The 17,816-nt window shown below is 33.5% G+C and carries 14 protein-coding genes and 11 pseudogenes; 20 read left to right on the top strand and 5 right to left on the bottom strand.

Annotated features, from left to right (window positions below; translation table 11 throughout):
• Positions 1–219: 219 nt before the first annotated feature.
• Entirely contained in the window at positions 220–342 is a 123-nt protein-coding gene (locus IGJ11_RS13715; RefSeq protein WP_002295624.1) for a putative holin-like toxin, read from the bottom strand.
• Between the two features lie 154 nt (positions 343–496).
• Between IGJ11_RS13715 and IGJ11_RS13710 the strand changes: the two genes are divergently transcribed.
• The 5 genes from IGJ11_RS13710 (at position 497) to IGJ11_RS13690 (ending at position 2,905) form a co-directional block, all read left to right on the top strand.
• Positions 497–757, top strand: coding sequence for a hypothetical protein (locus tag IGJ11_RS13710; RefSeq protein WP_207414733.1), 261 nt, complete (start codon positions 497–499; stop codon positions 755–757).
• A gap of 440 nt (positions 758–1,197) precedes the next feature.
• A complete protein-coding gene (locus tag IGJ11_RS13705) occupies positions 1,198–1,398 on the top strand; it encodes a DNA helicase UvrA (RefSeq protein ID WP_081123580.1) in 201 nt (66 codons plus the stop codon).
• A 4-nt stretch (positions 1,399–1,402) separates the two neighbouring features.
• Positions 1,403–1,840 (top strand): hypothetical protein, encoded by a 438-nt coding sequence (locus tag IGJ11_RS13700; protein ID WP_438772708.1) that lies wholly within the window; start codon positions 1,403–1,405, stop codon positions 1,838–1,840.
• A complete protein-coding gene (locus IGJ11_RS13695; protein ID WP_438772706.1) occupies positions 1,833–2,540 on the top strand; it encodes a hypothetical protein in 708 nt (235 codons plus the stop codon). Before IGJ11_RS13700 ends, IGJ11_RS13695 begins: the two co-directional genes overlap by 8 nt.
• 164 nt (positions 2,541–2,704) lie before the next feature.
• Positions 2,705–2,905: a hypothetical protein gene (locus IGJ11_RS13690; RefSeq protein WP_438772704.1), complete on the top strand. Its 201-nt coding sequence runs from the start codon at positions 2,705–2,707 to the stop codon at positions 2,903–2,905.
• A gap of 214 nt (positions 2,906–3,119) precedes the next feature.
• On the opposite strand, the pseudogene IGJ11_RS13685 reads toward IGJ11_RS13690, so the two are convergent.
• A pseudogene (locus IGJ11_RS13685) lies at positions 3,120–3,913 on the bottom strand (glycosyltransferase family 2 protein); the annotation flags it as partial.
• A 475-nt stretch (positions 3,914–4,388) separates the two neighbouring features.
• Here IGJ11_RS13685 and IGJ11_RS13680 point away from each other — a divergent pair.
• The 13 genes and pseudogenes from IGJ11_RS13680 (at position 4,389) to IGJ11_RS13620 (ending at position 14,442) form a co-directional block, all read left to right on the top strand.
• Complete coding sequence (locus tag IGJ11_RS13680; protein ID WP_438772702.1) at positions 4,389–5,915, top strand: peptidoglycan DD-metalloendopeptidase family protein; 1,527 nt, start codon at positions 4,389–4,391, stop codon at positions 5,913–5,915.
• A gap of 54 nt (positions 5,916–5,969) precedes the next feature.
• Positions 5,970–6,074 carry a DUF3789 domain-containing protein gene (locus IGJ11_RS13675; RefSeq protein ID WP_438772700.1) on the top strand — a complete coding sequence of 35 codons (105 nt, stop codon included), beginning with the start codon at positions 5,970–5,972 and terminating at the stop codon, positions 6,072–6,074.
• A gap of 963 nt (positions 6,075–7,037) precedes the next feature.
• Positions 7,038–7,280 (top strand): annotated as a pseudogene (locus tag IGJ11_RS13670) (single-stranded DNA-binding protein); the annotation flags it as partial.
• A 365-nt stretch (positions 7,281–7,645) separates the two neighbouring features.
• Positions 7,646–7,908 (top strand): annotated as a pseudogene (locus tag IGJ11_RS13665) (hypothetical protein).
• Positions 7,909–8,308: 400 nt separating this feature from the next.
• A complete protein-coding gene (locus IGJ11_RS13660) occupies positions 8,309–8,509 on the top strand; it encodes a DNA helicase UvrA (protein WP_438772716.1) in 201 nt (66 codons plus the stop codon).
• A gap of 4 nt (positions 8,510–8,513) precedes the next feature.
• Positions 8,514–8,948: pseudogene (locus tag IGJ11_RS13655) on the top strand (hypothetical protein).
• Positions 8,941–9,647: pseudogene (locus IGJ11_RS13650) on the top strand (hypothetical protein). The pseudogenes IGJ11_RS13655 and IGJ11_RS13650 overlap by 8 nt, the downstream one beginning before the upstream one ends.
• A gap of 166 nt (positions 9,648–9,813) precedes the next feature.
• Positions 9,814–10,014, top strand: a complete 201-nt coding sequence (locus tag IGJ11_RS13645; protein ID WP_438772698.1) for a hypothetical protein — start codon at positions 9,814–9,816, stop codon at positions 10,012–10,014.
• Between the two features lie 471 nt (positions 10,015–10,485).
• Positions 10,486–12,102, top strand: a complete 1,617-nt coding sequence (locus tag IGJ11_RS13640) for a hypothetical protein (RefSeq protein WP_438772696.1) — start codon at positions 10,486–10,488, stop codon at positions 12,100–12,102.
• A gap of 209 nt (positions 12,103–12,311) precedes the next feature.
• Positions 12,312–12,641 carry a DMT family transporter gene (locus tag IGJ11_RS13635; RefSeq protein ID WP_438772694.1) on the top strand — a complete coding sequence of 110 codons (330 nt, stop codon included), beginning with the start codon at positions 12,312–12,314 and terminating at the stop codon, positions 12,639–12,641.
• Positions 12,642–12,644: 3 nt separating this feature from the next.
• The gene (locus IGJ11_RS13630; protein ID WP_010719551.1) at positions 12,645–12,959 is read left to right on the top strand and encodes a DMT family transporter; all 315 of its coding nucleotides are present in this window, start codon (positions 12,645–12,647) and stop codon (positions 12,957–12,959) included.
• 299 nt (positions 12,960–13,258) lie between these two features.
• A pseudogene (gene tnpA / locus IGJ11_RS13625) lies at positions 13,259–13,733 on the top strand (IS200/IS605 family transposase).
• An 80-nt stretch (positions 13,734–13,813) separates the two neighbouring features.
• Positions 13,814–14,442, top strand: a pseudogene (locus IGJ11_RS13620) (recombinase family protein).
• On the opposite strand, the pseudogene IGJ11_RS13615 reads toward IGJ11_RS13620, so the two are convergent.
• Positions 14,431–14,547 (bottom strand): annotated as a pseudogene (locus IGJ11_RS13615) (transposase); the annotation flags it as partial. The pseudogenes IGJ11_RS13620 and IGJ11_RS13615 sit on opposite strands and share 12 nt — an antisense overlap.
• 24 nt (positions 14,548–14,571) lie before the next feature.
• Here IGJ11_RS13615 and IGJ11_RS13610 point away from each other — a divergent pair.
• Positions 14,572–14,917, top strand: a pseudogene (locus IGJ11_RS13610) (C39 family peptidase); the annotation flags it as partial.
• Between the two features lie 49 nt (positions 14,918–14,966).
• Here IGJ11_RS13610 and IGJ11_RS13605 read toward each other — a convergent pair.
• Positions 14,967–15,663, bottom strand: a pseudogene (locus IGJ11_RS13605) (transposase); the annotation flags it as partial.
• Between the two features lie 175 nt (positions 15,664–15,838).
• Between IGJ11_RS13605 and epx the strand changes: the two are divergent.
• Positions 15,839–16,846 carry an enterococcus pore-forming toxin Epx gene (gene epx, locus IGJ11_RS13600; RefSeq protein ID WP_438772692.1) on the top strand — a complete coding sequence of 336 codons (1,008 nt, stop codon included), beginning with the start codon at positions 15,839–15,841 and terminating at the stop codon, positions 16,844–16,846.
• Positions 16,847–17,010: 164 nt separating this feature from the next.
• On the opposite strand, the pseudogene IGJ11_RS13595 reads toward epx, so the two are convergent.
• A pseudogene (locus IGJ11_RS13595) lies at positions 17,011–17,814 on the bottom strand (transposase); the annotation flags it as partial.
• Positions 17,815–17,816: the final 2 nt, after the last annotated feature.

Below are 17,816 nucleotides of genomic sequence, written 5' to 3'. Positions count from 1 at the left end.
TAAAGTCACAATAGGCGCGACAGCTGTTATACTTACGGCTATTCTACCGCTTTATATGTAGGGTTAACGGGAAATCATTGAACTTCTTGCGAAATATTGCTATAATGAACATGAAAAAGAGGAGTTGCGCGAACAACCCCTCATTAACAGCACCGATTAAAGAACGGTGGCAGAATATTAGTTATTTGGAAATAACCGCTGACCTGCTAAAGTAGACGGTTATTTCTTTTTGTCATTTTTAAGCATATTTACAATCAAACTAATCAAAGCAATGGTAAACATACCAAAACCAAGAATGGTTTGAATTGTCTCATATGCGGACAAAAGGCTTACTCCTTTCATAGATTTTAGCACTTACATTCATAAGCACCACCACCTTTCCAGAAGTCGCCACCGTCTTCAAACTTTACTGTCTTGATTATTATAGCATATCTAAAATCGAATAAAAATTCTCAATTTTAGCTGGTTTTTCTATAATTTTAGTGAGGTGATCGTGATGGAACAATATATTGGTTTACTCGATAAAATTCGGGTGATCAAGACACAGCCATTGCTTGTGCGATTTACATTACACACGAGTCATGAACCAATCAATTGTATAGTGGCCAATATAGAAATAGCAGATAAATTGCTGATTTTGGAAGAAGGCAAGTATACTATTTCAGTGACAGGTCACTTCAATAAACGGAATCAATTAGTCATTGAATCAATGCAAATTAGAAACCCTGATCATTTTACGCGATCGATGGGTATATAAAAGAAGAGCTGCAATCCTAATGTAGGACTGCAGCTCTTTTTGTATTACATAGAAACGGGAACAGGAAAAGGCCTGTTTAGGAAGGCACAAGTGCCTTATCAATTGAAAAACCTTTCTCTCACTCCAACCGCCACCGCCGTTCGAGAAGAAAGGAAGTGAACGCTACACGTTCACTAAGATAAGGTGTCTTGCTTTGCAAGACAAAATAGGAAAAGCTTCCTCTCACCAAAAGGTTCGTTCCTGTTCGCTATCTCTTTATTGATTTGCCAGATCGGCAACAAGTTGCCTTTTATCACCAAAAAGCGACAAGGACAAGGGTAAATGGCACGCTACGCGCCCTTGTCCTTGTCGCTTTTAGTCGATTCATTCTGGCCAACAAATCAATAAAGAAAGAACTAACGAAAGGAAAAAAACTTTCCTCAGAGGAGGCAGAATCAATCATGCGAAAGAAATTTGATTATTGGGGTGTTCCCTTCAGCGAATTATTCCCAAACTACCATGCACCACATACGGTTGAATGTGATTGTGGAGAAAGAGCGAAATGTATCAAAAGCTATTATTTGTATCAATGTCAAACATGTGGGAAAAAATATACCTTATCTTACGGCGATTACATTTTAATTAAAGAGAAAGGAAGATAAACTTATGGCGCAAAATTATTATGATGAATTTGTCAAATTACCTTTGGATAAAATGGCACAAAAAATGGAGGATATGACATTTCTATACAACGAAACACGTGTACCCAAAAAGCATTACAAAGAGAAATTGTCAGTCGCAGTGGAAGAAATGATTGAATCAGGTGTCGAAATGAACCTCATTGCGACGTACTATCGAACACTAGAAGAGCTGAAAAAGCAAAATAACAAATGGTTTTTCCAAGCCTTACTATGCTTGGAAGTAGGCGTCAAACCAAGCACAATCAAACCTTCTGAATACCAAGCTTTAGAACTAACGTATGCAAAATTTGTCGAAACGAAAAAAGCTAAGACTGTTTCAAGTGAATGGCTGGACTACTTTGAAAATGTCAACAAGAATGGCGCATGTTACATCATGAAAAAGGAGGACAACGAAAATGAGTAATGTGGTTTATCAACTAACAATGGAAGACATTTCTCGCTTTTTAACAAACAAAGAACATTTGAATGAAGTAATCAGACGGATTCAAAAAGACTTTAGTTGTATGGAAGAAATGAAGTACTTTGTTCAAAACGTTGAAGAACAGTTATATTTGGAAAGCGAAACGAGTCAAACAAAGGTCACAGTCAGCAATAATATTTTAGATGTGTATAAACGTCGTCCTGAACCATTAAAAAAAGGAGCGGAGCTTCTACGACTAGAAACAGAAAAATACGTCATGAATGTTTACCTAGAAAAAAGTGAGTTGGTCGAAAATTTTATTAGCTACACGATTTGCAGGAAACACTATTACTCAGAATCAGAATATTATTCAATTTTTGAGAGCATGGAATTAATGGAAGAAGAAATGGAAGAGCTAAACAGTAAAGATTCGACGGTAGACGATTATCACCTTGTATTTACTAGATTTTTAACGTGTGGAACGGAATCTATCGTGTTAATGGGGATGGATTACGAACTCGCTGTACCCGAAGCATTTTTGAGGGAATATGTAGAAGAAGTAGGTAACCCAGGTGACGACTGGTACACGACTTTAATTGTTTTTTTAGACACCTACACTTACGACGATACAGAAGAAATCCAAAATGAGCTTGACCGTAAACGAATGCCATATCAACGATTTGAAAGGAAAAAAGGTCAATAATCATTTATACCGAAAAGTGAAAATGTGTGAAATAAGGACAAAAACCCTAATAACTAAGGTAATCGTTCTTATTTCGCACCAATCGCTCCAACCACCCCCGCCGCTTAGGTGGTGCGAAATAAACGGGCAAAGCCCGATAACCTAAGAGAAAGAAGGAAATCTATATGAACAAGATTATTCCTTTATTATTAGTACTATTTGTTGGCGAAATGCTTATGCGTCATGCTGCAGCTGTACATTTAAACTTCGTAGTATTTTTGACAATACTGGTGTTTTGTTTGATCTTTTGGCGGTTTGTATTAGCCCTTGTAAGTCTACTATTCAAGATGATTGCAGCCATATTCTTTATAGGGCTATTTCGATGAAAGGAGAGAGTACCAATGCCAATTACCCGTTACACTAGACGAAAATAGGCTTCAATCATGTCACTGTCTCTCCAAGAATATTGTACTAGATTTAATGAAATTGATTATAGAATAAAAATACCCGATTACTCGTGATCGGGTAATCGGGCTTAATGTATTAGAGGAATAAGTTCTAATGTGATGAGAAAGTATATTCAATAATATTCTTTCCTTTTTAATCATCATCACCATTGTTTCGAGATTTTGCTGTCCGTTCTGGACTTACCCATACACCACTTCCATAACCAAGGATAGTTTTCACTGCAGGAATAAATGTAGTCACGATAGTGATTGCATTGACTACCCAGAATAATAACATATAAAGCGGTGCAAAAAATAGATATTTCATTTTTCTTCCCTGATCGTCTACAATCAAAGAAGTGACTAACTGTAAAATACCCGCAAGCATCTCAAAACAAATAAAAATAAAACTGACTGTAAATGTGCGATAGATTGTTACTTCTGAATCTTGGATTAAAGCTTTCCCGACAAGAAGAAGAAAAATAATAGAAGATATACAGAAAAAAGTTGACCAAATAATGCTAAGTGTCTGATCCATGAACATCACTGTTTGACCAAGATTTTTGAAAGGGGGGAAAACACTTTTTTTAAGTTGGTCAACCACACTTCCGTGCCACCTTTCGCCCAACGTTTTCTTTGCCGATACAGCATAGATAAGGTTACTGGGACTTCCATAAAAAAAATAATGGATGGTGCAAAAATTGATAGCCAGCCATTCATTTGATGGTCCCACGCGATACTGATATCTTCTGTTGCACGGTCTTGACGAAACCCACCTACATCAAATAAAGCATCTTTTCGATACATTGTATTGGCACCACTATAAGCATATAATCCGCCACAAACGGCTGCTTGCGTTCGTTTTATGATTCCAACAATACTGGAAAATTCAACAGTTTGAGATTTAGCTATAAGAGAAGTACGGTTTTTGACATCCATATTTGCTGTTGAGGATTACACACAGCTAATCGTACATTAATTCAAGCTAGGTATGTTCGATCTTACTCAGCTGAAAATGGTTCACATGATATTAAACGAGTTTTAGGATTAGAAACAACGAGAAATAAGACAGTTAATAAACAACGGTTAAATGACCAACAAGCGACTTCAACTAAGAGAACTGAAGCAGCAAAGGAAAGTATTACTCTCGATAATGATACTAAAAAGGCAAAACAAACAAATAAAATAGAATGGCGCTTCACAGAAAAGAAAGCTATTTATTCTAACGTTCAAGTATTTTCTATCCTAGTATTTCAATTAGCTAATGCTTATCATATTCTGATTGGTTTAGTTTTTTTGTTGATCTTTCAAGTTGTATTCTATTGAATAGAGCGTAATGGGTGAAAAAACTTATATATATTTTTATAAAAAATTCATAAAATAAAGTTATCTTAAATGTAATACAGGAAAGGAAAGAGAAAAAGTGAAAAAAAAGCATATTTCAAAAGTAGCTTCCGCTGTTCTTCTTTCTCAAATGCTATTGACAGCACCGTTACAGTTATTAGCAGATGAACAGCTTTCAACTCCAACCAGTCAATCTAGCAAGATGAATAATCAGTCTGAAGAATCTACTTCAAGTAGTGATGAACAAACAGGAATGTCTACTACGCAAACAACGACTGATTCCACAGAAAGTAGTACAGATCAAAGTACAACCGAGAATACAACAACTAGCTCGACAGATACGACGTCTACAACAGAATCGGCTGAAAAGCCTACAGAAGACAGCACGACAGATTCAACAAGTACAACGGAATCCAATAGTGAGTCTAAACCTGATGAAACCAAACCTAGCGAAACAAAGCCGAGTGAATCGAAACCAGAAAAGCCGAACACTGGTAGTTCTACGAATGAATCACAGACTCAGTCAACAACTGAACCTTCAAGCAATCAGCAAGCACCGTTTGTTGATCCAAACAATCAAGCAAGGATAACAAATGAACAGCAGCAAGCTAAATCAGCAGAAAGCGAGTCAAAACCGTATCATCAAACGTCAACTGCCCCTATTCAAGAATTAGTTCCTTCAAGCAAAGAAACGGCTGAAGGAAACATTCATTTTGAAAAAGATGAGTCTGTAGAAAGCTTTGTCCGAAAAATCGGCGAATCTGCTCGCAAAGTAGGACAGGAGAACGACTTATATGCTTCTGTTATGATTGCGCAAGCCATTTTGGAATCAGCTAGCGGTCAAAGTCAGTTAGCACAAGCGCCAAATTATAACTTGTTCGGGATCAAAGGAACACATAACGGAAAAGGTGTTTCTTTTGCCACACAAGAGGATTTAGGTGATGGCACTCTTTACACCACACAAGCCACTTTTAGACAGTATGAAAACTATGAAGATAGCTTAAATGACTATGCACAGCTGCTTAAAGAAGGTTTGACTGGTAATAGTCAATTTTATAGTGGTGTATGGAAAACAAACGCAAAAACTTATCAAGAAGCAACCAAATTCTTAACTGGTAGATATGCAACGGATACGAAATACGATCAAAAATTAAATGGTTTGATCGAGACCTATCATTTAACGGACTATGACAAGGAAGTCGCAGGACCACAATTAAGTAAAGAAGGATATATTGTACCGGTGAAAAACTATACGATTTCTAGTCCGTTTGATACTCGTGGGGGAGAATTTCATAGAGGATTAGATTTGGCAGCAGCACAAGGCGAACCCATCTATGCCAGCAAAGCAGGAACGGTCGTTAAAGCAGAGTTTCATCCTTCATGGGGGAATTATGTAGCTATTGAGCATGAAGACGGTACAACGGCTTTATATGCCCACCAACAAGAATATCAAGTCAAAGTTGGCGACAAAGTAAAACAAGGTCAAATCATTGGTTATGTTGGCTCTACAGGAAATAGCACAGGTAGCCATTTGCATTTTGAATTATGTTTAGATCATAGTTTAAGTCAATCACAATTGGTTGATCCAGAAACAGTCTTATTTTAAAAATAAGGCTGTTTTTTATATTTTAATAAACTAAATAAGTAGGGGACGATTCATATGTTATTTTGTGCAGGTCTATTTGTAGGTATTATGTTTGGAATAGGAATAATGGCATTATTAATTGCAGGAAAACAAGAAGATAAACAATTTAGAAGAGAGTGAAAAATATATTTATCCAATTTTTAGGAGGAAGTTTTATCTTGGAAAACCAAAAATAAAATTTATATTCTGTGAAGGATTTGTTATTAGAAGAGAAATATTACAATTTTTACGTTTATAGTAAAAGTATTATTAAATCTAGAGTTTCAAGAAAATTGAGAAAGAAAAAGAATGGAATAATTGAAACTGAATATTGTTATTGCTTACCTGACCACACTATTAAGAGTCAACCAAACTATCAAAAATAATTGCCGAATACCCGATATATTAAGAATTTGTGTATTTTGGATGATCGAAAAATGTAGTTCAAGAAATTCTTATTTTGAGAGTTACTCAGTCTCGAAGCGGGGCATTGAATTTTGGAATTGATTGGCAAACATTGACGGAAAAATTGGTGACACAAAAATCAGAGAAGTGATCATAATGCTTGAATACACTTTGAAATATGTGGTTAAAGAAAATTCCAAGTATGGAATATGATAAAGTACGTTCTTTTAGAAAAGAACAACGATTGTCAGGAAAATGAATACCTGAATTACGAAAATAATTGAATCTAGTGTTTTTCAGTATAAAATTTTATGTCTTCTATTTTTTTATAAAAAATTAAAGGAGAAATAAATACGGAATGATCAGTAGAACAACGAAAAACAAAAGCAGTCGCAATGGAAATTTTAGAAACTAATGGAAAAGATTATGATACGGCATTAGACCAGTTCCACCAGAAAATTATTTCCGAAAATCAAGAACTGATTTTAAAAACCTTGAAAAGATAAGCAAATACGAAATAATTTCAGAAAGGACAACATAATGAAAAATAATTAAATGAATCTTTTAGAACAAGGGGATAAATATGGAATTTCTTCATGAAATTTTGTTTAAACGCATTAGCGGTTATTATGCTATTTCAATTATTATTTCCCGCTGCTGATATCCAAAGTTCAGTGAATAATGCTGGTAATTCAAATACATGACAAGCAGCAAGGACAGCGCGTCTATGTGACGGAAGTTGTAGCAGATAATTTCCAACTATTAGAAAGTAAAGAAGCGATAGAAATCCTTGTACACCACGGTCAATCTCAAATTGAACTAGGAACAAAAATCGTTGTACAACATGATATAACGAAAACTAATAATATCGGTTTTAAGGACTCACAAAACCCATTTGATGGACAAATAATTGATATTAACGATGATGATCTACCGTTCTAAATAGAATTTTCTATTAGTTGCATTTGCCACGGTTTATGCTATAATTTAGACAACAAAAAGAATTTTCAATCTATAACCAAAAACCACTAGCTGGCGGGCTAGTGGTTTTCTTTTACGTTTCTATTATAAGAATTAACGGGTAGGCTTACTGTCTTTCTTGGCAAATTTGTAATCAAGCCATTTGCAGATGTAGTGCGCGGCTACCTCTGCCATGATTGCAAAAATAAAATCAAAAAGAATTTTCAAACCTATAACCTCCTCCCCTTGCCAGATTAGGCCGGGGTAGCAGACAACAAAACTATTATAGCATAATTGAAATATCCCAATGATTTGATTTTTGCTATAATTTTAACGAGGTAATCGTGATGGAACAATATATTGGTTTACTTGATAAAATTCGGGTGATCAAGACACAGACGTTGCTTGTGCGATTTACATTATGCACGAGTCATGAACTAATTAATTGTGTAGTGGCCAAAATAGAAATAGCGGATAAATTGTTAATTATGGATGATGGAGAAAATACAATATTGCAGTAACAGGTCACTTCAATAAACGAAATCAGCTGGCTATTGCTAGCATGTATGTTAGAAATCCCGGTCATTTTACACGATCGATGGGCATATAAAAGAAGAGCTGCAGTCCTAAATGAGGATTGCAGCTCTTTTTATTTTACATAGAAACAGGAAAAGGCCTGTTTAGGAAGGCACAAACGCCTTCTCAATTGAAAAATCTTTCTCTCACTCCAACCGCCACCGCCGTTCGAGAAGATAAGGTGTCTTGCTTTGCAAGAAAAAATAGAAAAAAATTCCTCTCACCAAAAGGCTCGTTCCTGTTCGTTATCTCTTTATTGATTTGCCAGACCGGCAACAAGTTGCCTTTTATCACCAAAAAGCGACAAGGACAAGGGTAAATGGCACGCTACGCGCCCTTGTCGCTTTTCGTTGATTCATTCTGGCCAACAAATCAATAAAGAAAGAACTAACGAAAGGAAGTGAAACCTTTCCTCAGAGGAGGCAGAATCAATCATACGAAAGAAATTTGATTATTGGGGTGTTCCTTTCAGCGAATTATTTCCAAACTACCATGCACCACATACTGTCGAATGTGATTGCGGAGAAAGAGCAAAATGTATCAAAAGCTATCGTTTTTATCAATATCAAACATGTGGGAAAAAAAATACCTTGTCTTACGGTGATTACATTTTGATTGAAGAGAAAGGAAGATAAACTTATGGCTCAAAATTACTATGACGAATTTGTCAAATTACCTTTGGATAAAATGGCACAAAAAATGGAGGATATGACGTTCCTATACAACGAAACACGCATACAAAAAAACATTATAAGGAAAAATTGTCGGTAGCTGTGGAAGAAATAATTGAATCAGGTGTCGAAATGAATCTCATTGCGACCTACTATCGAACGCTTGAAGAACTAAAAAAGCAAAATGGAAAATGGTTTTTCCAAGCCTTACTATGCTTGGAAGCAGGCGTCATGCCAAGCACAATCAAACCTTCTGAATACCAAGCTTTAGAACTAACTTATACGAAATTTGTCGAAAAAAAAAGCCAAAATTTTTTCAAGTGAATGACTAGACTATTTTGAAAATGTCAACAAGCATGGCGCATGTTACATCATGAAAAAGGAGGACAACGAAAATGAGTAATGTGGTTTATCAACTAACAATGGAAGATATTTCTCACTTTTTAACAAACAAAGAACATTTGAATGAAGTAATCAGACAGATTCAAAAAGACTTTAGTTCTAAGGAAGAAATGAAGTATTTTATTCAAAGAGTCGAAGAACAATTATATTTGGAAAGTGACACGAGTCAAACAAAGGTCACAGTCAGCAATAATCATTTAGAAGTGTATAAACGTCGTCCTGAAATGTTAAAGCGTGGAGCGGAGCTTCTATGTCTAGAAACAAAAAATACATCATGAATGTTTACCTAGAAAGGAGTGAGCTGGTAGAAAACTTTGTCAGTTACACGATTTGCCGGAAACAATATTACTCAGAATCAGAATATTATTCAATTTTTGAGAGCATGGAATTAATGGAAGAAGAAATGGAAGAGTTAAACAGTAAAGATGCGACGGTAGACGATTATTACCTTGTATTTACTAGATTTTTAACGTGTGGAACGGAATCTATCGTGTTAATGGGGATGGATTACGAACTCGCTGTACCCGAAGCATTTTTGAGGGAATACGTTGAAGAAGTAGACAATCCAGGGGACGACTGGTACACGACTTTAACTGATTTTTTAGATACTTACACTTACAACGATACAGAAGAAATTCAAAATGAACTTGACCGCAAACGAATGCCGTACCAACGTTTTGAAAGAAAAAAAGGTCAATAATCATTTATACCGAAAAGTGAGAATGTGTGAAATAAAGACAAAAAAACCTAGTAACTAAGGGAAGGGTTCTTATTTCGCACCAATTGCTCCATCATCCCCCGCCGCTTAAGTGGTGCGAAATAAACGAGCAAAGCCAGATTAATCTAAGAGAAAGAAGGAGATCTATATGTACAAGATTATCCCCTCATTATTAATACTATTTGTTGGCGAAATACTTATGCGTCATGCTGAAGCTGTGCATCTAAGCTTCGTAGTATTTTTGGTAATATTGATGTTTTGTTTGCTCTTTTGGCGATTTGTATTAGCCCTTGTGAGTCTAATATTCAAGATGATTGCAGTCGTATTCTTTATAGGTCTATTTCGATGAAAGGAGAGAGTACCAATGACCAGAAAATAAACATCTGCCCGTTACACTAGACGAAAATAGACAAAAAGAATTACAACGTCTCTGCCACATTAATCAAAGCGACATCACTTTGAAATATTATTTTGTATAATGTTATTTAAAGAAAAAATTTTCTAGAATAATAATGACGGTATAATTATAGTAACGCAATTATACCGAAAAAAATAGAAAAGTAGGTTTTGCTGATGTCAATATTTTTTACCAATTTCTAGCTATAGCTGTTCCTATTGTAATAAGTATAGTGTCAGAATTATTAAAAATTAAAGGTAAAGTAAATACCATTTAGATTTCAGTATTTATACCAATTTTTTTAGTGTTAGATTGCATTGCTTTTTTAGTGTTAGGTTTATTACCAATGTATTTTGGTAATTACAGTTTATAAGAAGAAAATAATAAAATCTGTATTATAAAAATTAATTTGAAAGGAGAATTATGGCAATTTTATACAAAATCAAAAAGCATAAGTCGTGGGAAAAAAAGTACTATATGTTTCTTGCCTTGTTTAGTTTTTTTATCATATTAATATTTTCTAAGTCTTCTCCACTTTATTTCATAAATGATTGGGTAGATGCTAATGCTTTTTTCTCGGTTGGAAAAGGGATAGCTCACGGTGAGGTACCGTATAAAGATCTATTCGAACAAAAAGGCATACTCTTGTATTTCATTCATGCAATTGCTTATAAATTAAGTTCAACTTCTTTTTTGGGTGTTTATTTATTAGAAAGCATTTCATTTGCTACTTCGCTGGTTTTATTTTTTAAAATTTGTAATTATTATTTTTCAGAGAAAATATCCTGTGTTATCACTTGTTTAACTCCACTAATTTTGTTAAATAAGGACTATTTCCGTGCAGGAGATAGCGCAGAAGAATTTGTTTTTCCTTTTGTACTTGGACTCTTATATTTGATTATATCTATCTCTAATACTGATGAAAAAATAAAAGGTAAACAATTTTTTATTCAAGGTTTGCTTATGGGATGTGTATTTTGGATAAAGTATACGTTGATTAGTCCTTGGATAGGTTTTTTTATTTTTTTTGCAATATATTATCTAATAAAGAAAGATTATTGCCAAGTACTTAAAGCAGTGATTTGTAGTTTACTAGGTTTTTTAGTAGTTAGTATTCCAATTATTCTGTATTTTTTAGTTAACCATACTTTACATGAAATGTATTTTGTTTATTTCAAGTTTAATATGATGTTATATCCAAAATTAGTTGATCAAGGAAATAATATGAATATAGTTAGTCGTTTTTTTAATACAATAAAGATATTTACTACATTAATATGGCCAAACAAAATTATTATAGCTATCTTAATGGTAGGATCTGGCTATCTTTTATTTACAAAGGCAGTCTTTAAACAAAGTGTTTTTAAAGTATTATGTGTATTTATATTCGTATGTACTAACTTTTTTATTTTCTATGGTGGTATACCATTGAAGTACTATATTCTTCTGGATTTAGTCGTATTACTAGTTGGATTTTTAGGATTTTTTGTTTTTTTGAGAGACTTAATGAATAGATATAAATTTCAAAGGCCTATTTTAACTAATTTTATAATATCAGGTGGTATTATTTTGGGGATTATATTAATGATTAATTCAAATGATACTTTTAGAGATATGCGATTTTTTACTGATCGGCCAAGTATCCAAATAAAAAATGCTGAAAATACAAATCCAAATGCTAAAGTTCCAGCGCAGCTAGAGTTTGCTCAGTATTTAAAGAGAAAGAAAAATGTAACTCTGTTAAATTACCAGTTTATTGATTATGGATTTTCAGTAATACCCAATATTGTTCCAAATGTTAAGTATTTTATGAATATAAATATCCCATACAAAGTTTATCCAGAGAGTATGGATCAACAAAATAAATATGTAGAAGAAAAGAAAACTGATTATATAGTTGCTGGTCTCAAACTAAACGAAGATGTAAATAAGTTTGGAACACCATGGTTACACTTGAACTATCACCCGATTGCTGTTCATGTCCAGGATCGTGAGGGACATATTTTGAAATATGTTCTTTATGAAAAAAATAAAAAATGACGTATATCTTCAAAGGAGTATCTTAGAGTTCAACAGGTCATACTTTACTTGATTTTTCGAGACTAGATGAAATACCTTGTTTACATTAATAGAAAAATATATTACAATTTTTTTCGAATATCGGAGGATTCTAAGGGATTGGATAAGATTACTCTTATCCAATCCCTTTTTTGTATTCTGATATCTAATTTTTCTTAAGGAGGTACGAAATGGAGAAAAAATGGTTTTACGTTATCTTCGAAGGTTTTTTAGAAATTTTTTGGGTACTTTGTTTAAAAAAATCAGAGAATTTCCATCATTTTTTCTATTCCATTTTGACGATTTTGCTCGTTGTTATTAGCTTTTATTTATTTGCTAAAGGTATGGAAAGCTTACCCACTGGAGCAGCATATACAGTGTTTACTGGAATAGGTGCAGTCGGAACAATCATTTTGGGTATTTTATTTCTGAAAGAAAGTGTATCTGTGCAAAAAATATTGTTTTCTGCATTATTAGTTATAGGGATTTTGGGTCTAAAAATCACAACAAAGGGGGAATAATCTGTGGATATACTTTATCTTATACTAGCAGGAATAGCAGAGATCATAATGGTCTTTTCTCTTAAAAATTCACACGGATTTAAAAAAATAAATTGGAGTATTATAACTATCATTTCTGCAGCCTCTAGTTTACTACTTTTATCGCATTCAATGAATACATTAGAAGCTGGGGTTAGCTATAGTATTTGGGTAGCTTTTGGTTCCATTGGTTCAATGATCCTTGGAGTATTTTTATTTAAAGAAAAAATGAACTGGCTACAATTTACTTCCATGATTATTATTTTGTTTTCTGTGATTGGCCTAAAACTAGTTAGCTAATTAAATTGAAGAATCTATTGCCATTTATGACCAACGGGATATACCTTGTAACTTTTCTTTATATATGGCAAAAATTTTTCTCAATATTTGTCACATAAAAATTTGAAAAATAGTCTACATTCTTATAAAAGGGTCAAAAACTTAAAAAGTTTTGACCCTTTTATTGTGCGTTTTGAAAACCACCTGCTATGCAGGTGGTCCCGGAAAGCTTCCAGCGAGGTATAAAAAAGCCTCCTAAACTGATAAGGTGAAGTAGGTTTCCCGACCACCATATCAAAAAATTTAGGAGGTACCTTTTTATGAAAAAGGCTACAGAAAGTTTAGCACACACTGTTTGGAAATGTAAGTATCATATAGTATTCGCTCCGAGATATTGCCGCCAAATCATTTATAGCAAATACAAAGCAAGTATTGGAGAGATTATACGTGAATTATGTGAAAGAAAGGGCGTTGAGATTTTAGAAGCAAATGCTTGTCCAGATCATATACATATGTTAGTCAGTATCCCACCAAAAATAAGGTCTTTCAATTTTTAGGTTACTTAAAAGGAAAAAGTAGTTTAATGATTTTTGATAGATATGCAGAACTTAAATATCGTTATGGAAATAGAAAGTTTTGGTGTAGAGGATATTATGTGGACACGGTAGGACGAAACAAGAAAAAAATTGCAGAATATATTCGTAATCAATTACGAGAAGACCACGTAGCAGATCAGCTTACATTGTTTGAAGCAGTGATCCGTTTACTGGAGAAAAAAATCGTAAGAAGCATTAAGAGCTTCTTTGAGAAGCAGCGAGTAAATGTGGTTTTGATTTTTTCTTGATATACTTAGATTTAACTGGTGTCAGAAACTTATGTCCAGAAAGGTGGGTGGAATTTTGCAATTTATGGATATTCGAGAGTAAGTACTAGTAATCAAGATTACAAAACACAGATTCAAAAACTAGAAAATGCTAGAGCAGAAAAAATATTTAGTGAAAAATATACGGGAACCAAAAAATAAGGAAGAAAAGAGTTAGAAGAATTACTTTCTACTGTAAAAAGTGGGGATCAAGTTTTAGTAACGAAAATTGATCGCTTAGCAAGAAGTATCGTTGACCTAAACAAGTTTATTTCAAATCTAAACAGTGCAGGAGTAACAATTACATTTTTAGATAATGCATTAACTTTTGAACCAAACCAAAATGATTCCATGCAAACATTGATGATGAACATGCTTGGTAGCTTTGCACAATTTGAAAGGGACTTGATTGCGACTCGAACACAAGAAGGAAAACAATGGCATAAAGCGAATAATAAAAATTATCGTTAAGGACGTCCGAGAAGGATTCTGAATGATCGATAAAAACATGCATTAGAATTAATGGAAGCAAATAGCATGAGGGTAGTGGAGCAGAAAACCAATATTTCATTATCTACACTGAAAAGAATAAAAAAACAAGCAAAAGAAGAAAAACTCTTTCTGTTCTGTTTATTTAGTTAAAAAAGTTTTGCCATGACGAATCATGATTCGTCGTTTGAAATCATAAAAGCTGCGAAAGCCATAAGCATTGCGTTTTAATACTTTGATATGATTGTTTAAACTGTCATTTGAGAAGAATCGGTTGGAATTTATGAGGGAATTGGTTGGTATTCATACAAAGGAGCGAATGGGATTCCAGTAAGTCATCTGTACAATAAAAAAGTTGATTGGTATCATTATACGCTGGATGAAAATGAAAAACTACAATCAGTACGTTTTAGGTGCGCCTAGTGGTTGTGAAGGAGCTTCTCTCTTGCAGGCTTTGCAATATAAAGGAAAGTTGACAAACTGGAGTTTGAGACAATTCTTAAATATGATATCTAAGTCACCAAATGGCAATTCCAATAATGGATTTTTCGGCAGTCCATTTGTCGAAAATTCATGGACGTATTCTGCTATCTATCCTGCCTCACTGACTACTTGGGGACAAAAATTTTGTTAAAGCCTTCAATCAAATTAATTGAATAAATCGTTCATATAATTTAAGGTAGAAAATTGTAAAACGTTAATATGGCAGGATTCATGAGTAACTTAACCACTCGTGAATACTGCTTTTTCCATTTATCTATCATAAAGTTAATTTGATTACTTGCCTCTTCTTTTGAACTTGCTTGATAAATTAATTTAAAATCATCACAGATTTCTTTTCGGTCACTAACACGAACTTTATAGGCAATATTTCTAGAAATATGAATGCAACATTAAAAATGACCGAGTATTTTGATTCTAATTTTCTTTGAAAGCTATGACATCTTCATAAATAATTTTGCTCATGTTTGAGATAGTTTGTGGTGTATAGTAATGACCATACATTTTTTCAATCAATTCAGAGATTTCAGACATAGTGATATCTTTTTGAAATAACTGAATGATGATTGTTTCTAAATTATCATTGGTTCTTTTATAAGCAGGTAATGTTTGTTGAGAAAACTCTCCGTTTCGGTCTCTAGAAATGACTAAATTTAATTCTCCATATTCTGTTTTGAATGAACGTGAATAATTCCCATTACGAGAATTGCCTGAATTAAAGCCGGCACAATCATATTTTTCATAATCAAGAAAAGCAGTTAACTCTGCTTGTAACAATGTGTTAATAGCTAATTCTAGGTAATGCCGAAATAAATCATCTAAATTGCCTTTATTGATTAGTATCTCCATAATTTCTATAGTAAAATTGGGTATGAGAAAGTCCTCCTATAAAATTTCTGTGTGGTAACATTAATTTTACAGAATGGGCTTTCTTTTTTTCTATCCTAAATATCTATTTACACAAAATATTTTACGCTATCAAATAAAAAAATATATATATAAATATATAATAAGATTGATACTAAAAGAAAAATAAGAGGTGATATAGATGTTACAAAGAAGCAAAATCCTATGTAAAAAAGTATTTATTTTGAGTTTTTTAGTTAATTTGTCATTTGGTGTACCAGTATTTGCAGATTTTAACGAAGATAATATTTTAGGAACAACTACTACAGAAACAGATGAAAATGGTAATATAAAAACAACTATTACTGTAAAAAATAGACAAATTGAAAGTTACAATTCATCTGATTCTGCAACAGCTTCTAATAATTCTTCTGTATCAGTAAATGGAACATTTTTCAATGATAAGTATTCAAGTCAAGCAACTACAGTACTTTCTGTAAATGGGTTTATTCCTTCAGGTAGGAAATTTAATTTTCCTCCAGGAAATTCGTGGTACGGATCGATGTTGTGGCCATATCAATATACAACCACAATTAGAAATATTTCTCCAGATAACAAGGTAAAAATTTCTGATTCGACTCCTGTAAATTCAATAAGAAACAAGGAAGTTTCAGAGTCAATTACTTATGGTATAGGAGGCGGTGTAAAAGTGGAAGGAAAAACTCCAGGTGCTAATGTAGATGCTAATGCAGCTTTTACAAAAACAATTTCTTATCAGCAACCAGATTATGAAACAGTTAAAACTACTGGCACAACTAATACTGCTTCATGGAAAACTACTTTTACTGAGACCAGGAATGGTTATACAAGAGACAGTTGGAACATTACTTATGGTAATGAAATGTTTATGGTCGGTCGTTATATGTATGATGTTAAGAAGAACTTTACTCCTGATTATCAACTTTCCCAATTAATCACTGGAGGTTTTTCACCTAGTTATGGATTAGTTCTTAAAGCTCCTAAAGATACCAAAAAATCACATATTAAAGTATATTTGTCAAGAAAATCCGAAACATATAGTGAGACATGGTCAGGATTTAATTGGTATGGAAGAAACTATTTAGATCAAAGTAATCTTGATTGGTCTTCAGATGTTTGTTTGACATTTGAAATTGACTGGCAAAAGCATACTATAAGATTTCTCGGATAATTAAAAATCTATAGGATGAATAGTTATTTTTATTGTATTTAGTATTATTAATTTGACTGATTACTAATCATAAAAGAAAAGTGGCTCTTTGACAATAAGGAATGATGAGTGGTATAAAATCAAATCTGGGTCAGAATGAATCCCATTCTGTCTCAGATTTTTTGTTATTTCACATTGATTAATTGATTGATCAAAAAGATCCTAATTTTCATGTTCTCAAATGATTTAAATCCGTAAACTACACGTTTGATTGTATTTATATGGGTATTCTTTACTTCTATTTTTCCATTAGAGTAAGGGTAAATCAGTGCATTAGTAATTCCTTCTTCATAAGACAGAAGGTTTTGAAGTTTCGCTCGAAAGCGGTCATCCAGCGTTTCTGGAAGTTCTTTTAATAAGGAGAATAAGATAGAATCTTTGTTCTGTCAACTCGTGAAAAACTGTATATGCCTCTTTCAGCGGTGTGTAAAAAGCAAGTAATCGATCAATCATCATTGCTTCAGTGAGAAGTGGGTATTTAGGTGTTTGGAAACTTCGCCAGGTTTTGTACTCATAATGATTAATATTTTCACGATTTTTTAAGAGAAAACGCCAGTTCTTTTTCAGTTTTTCGGCTTCACGAGAGTAACCAACTTCACGCAGCTCTTTCATTTCACGGATACGAAGATCATTGAATGCCTGATTCATAAACGATCAATCACAAGTTTCGCATTTGGTAGAACGCGTTTGGTGAGCTGGAAGTAGACGTCGTTCATGTCTGTCACTAGGTATTCTACAGCTTCGGGATTGGTACAGTTTAGAAAATAGTTGGTTAAATAAGGTAATTTGCGTGTCGGTAAAATATTAATTAGTTTGCCTGACTCGCCATCTGCACAAATAAAGTTCATCTTATCCTCCATGCAAGTGTGAGAACGAAATTCATCGACCATCAAAACCCGAGGTAGAATCCTATTAGAAGACTTTGGTAAAT

Origin of the sequence: Enterococcus sp. DIV0691 (assembly GCF_051711145.1) — a bacterium.
GTDB classification, from domain to species: domain Bacteria; phylum Bacillota; class Bacilli; order Lactobacillales; family Enterococcaceae; genus Enterococcus_B; species Enterococcus_B hirae.
This window is presented reverse-complemented; position numbering and strand designations above follow the sequence as displayed.

Excerpts from the sequence above, each read along its gene's own strand:
- IGJ11_RS13640 (WP_438772696.1), top strand. The coding sequence starts at position 10,486 with ATGGCAATTTTATACAAAATCAAAAAGCATAAGTCGTGGGAAAAAAAG.
- IGJ11_RS13635 (WP_438772694.1), top strand. The coding sequence starts at position 12,312 with ATGGAGAAAAAATGGTTTTACGTTATCTTCGAAGGTTTTTTAGAAATT.
- IGJ11_RS13700 (WP_438772708.1), top strand. The coding sequence starts at position 1,403 with ATGGCGCAAAATTATTATGATGAATTTGTCAAATTACCTTTGGATAAA.
- IGJ11_RS13715 (WP_002295624.1), bottom strand. The coding sequence starts at position 342 with ATGAAAGGAGTAAGCCTTTTGTCCGCATATGAGACAATTCAAACCATT.
- IGJ11_RS13710 (WP_207414733.1), top strand. The coding sequence starts at position 497 with ATGGAACAATATATTGGTTTACTCGATAAAATTCGGGTGATCAAGACA.
- IGJ11_RS13690 (WP_438772704.1), top strand. The coding sequence starts at position 2,705 with ATGAACAAGATTATTCCTTTATTATTAGTACTATTTGTTGGCGAAATG.
- IGJ11_RS13705 (WP_081123580.1), top strand. The coding sequence starts at position 1,198 with ATGCGAAAGAAATTTGATTATTGGGGTGTTCCCTTCAGCGAATTATTC.
- IGJ11_RS13675 (WP_438772700.1), top strand. The coding sequence starts at position 5,970 with ATGTTATTTTGTGCAGGTCTATTTGTAGGTATTATGTTTGGAATAGGA.
- epx (WP_438772692.1), top strand. The coding sequence starts at position 15,839 with ATGTTACAAAGAAGCAAAATCCTATGTAAAAAAGTATTTATTTTGAGT.
- IGJ11_RS13695 (WP_438772706.1), top strand. The coding sequence starts at position 1,833 with ATGAGTAATGTGGTTTATCAACTAACAATGGAAGACATTTCTCGCTTT.
- IGJ11_RS13645 (WP_438772698.1), top strand. The coding sequence starts at position 9,814 with ATGTACAAGATTATCCCCTCATTATTAATACTATTTGTTGGCGAAATA.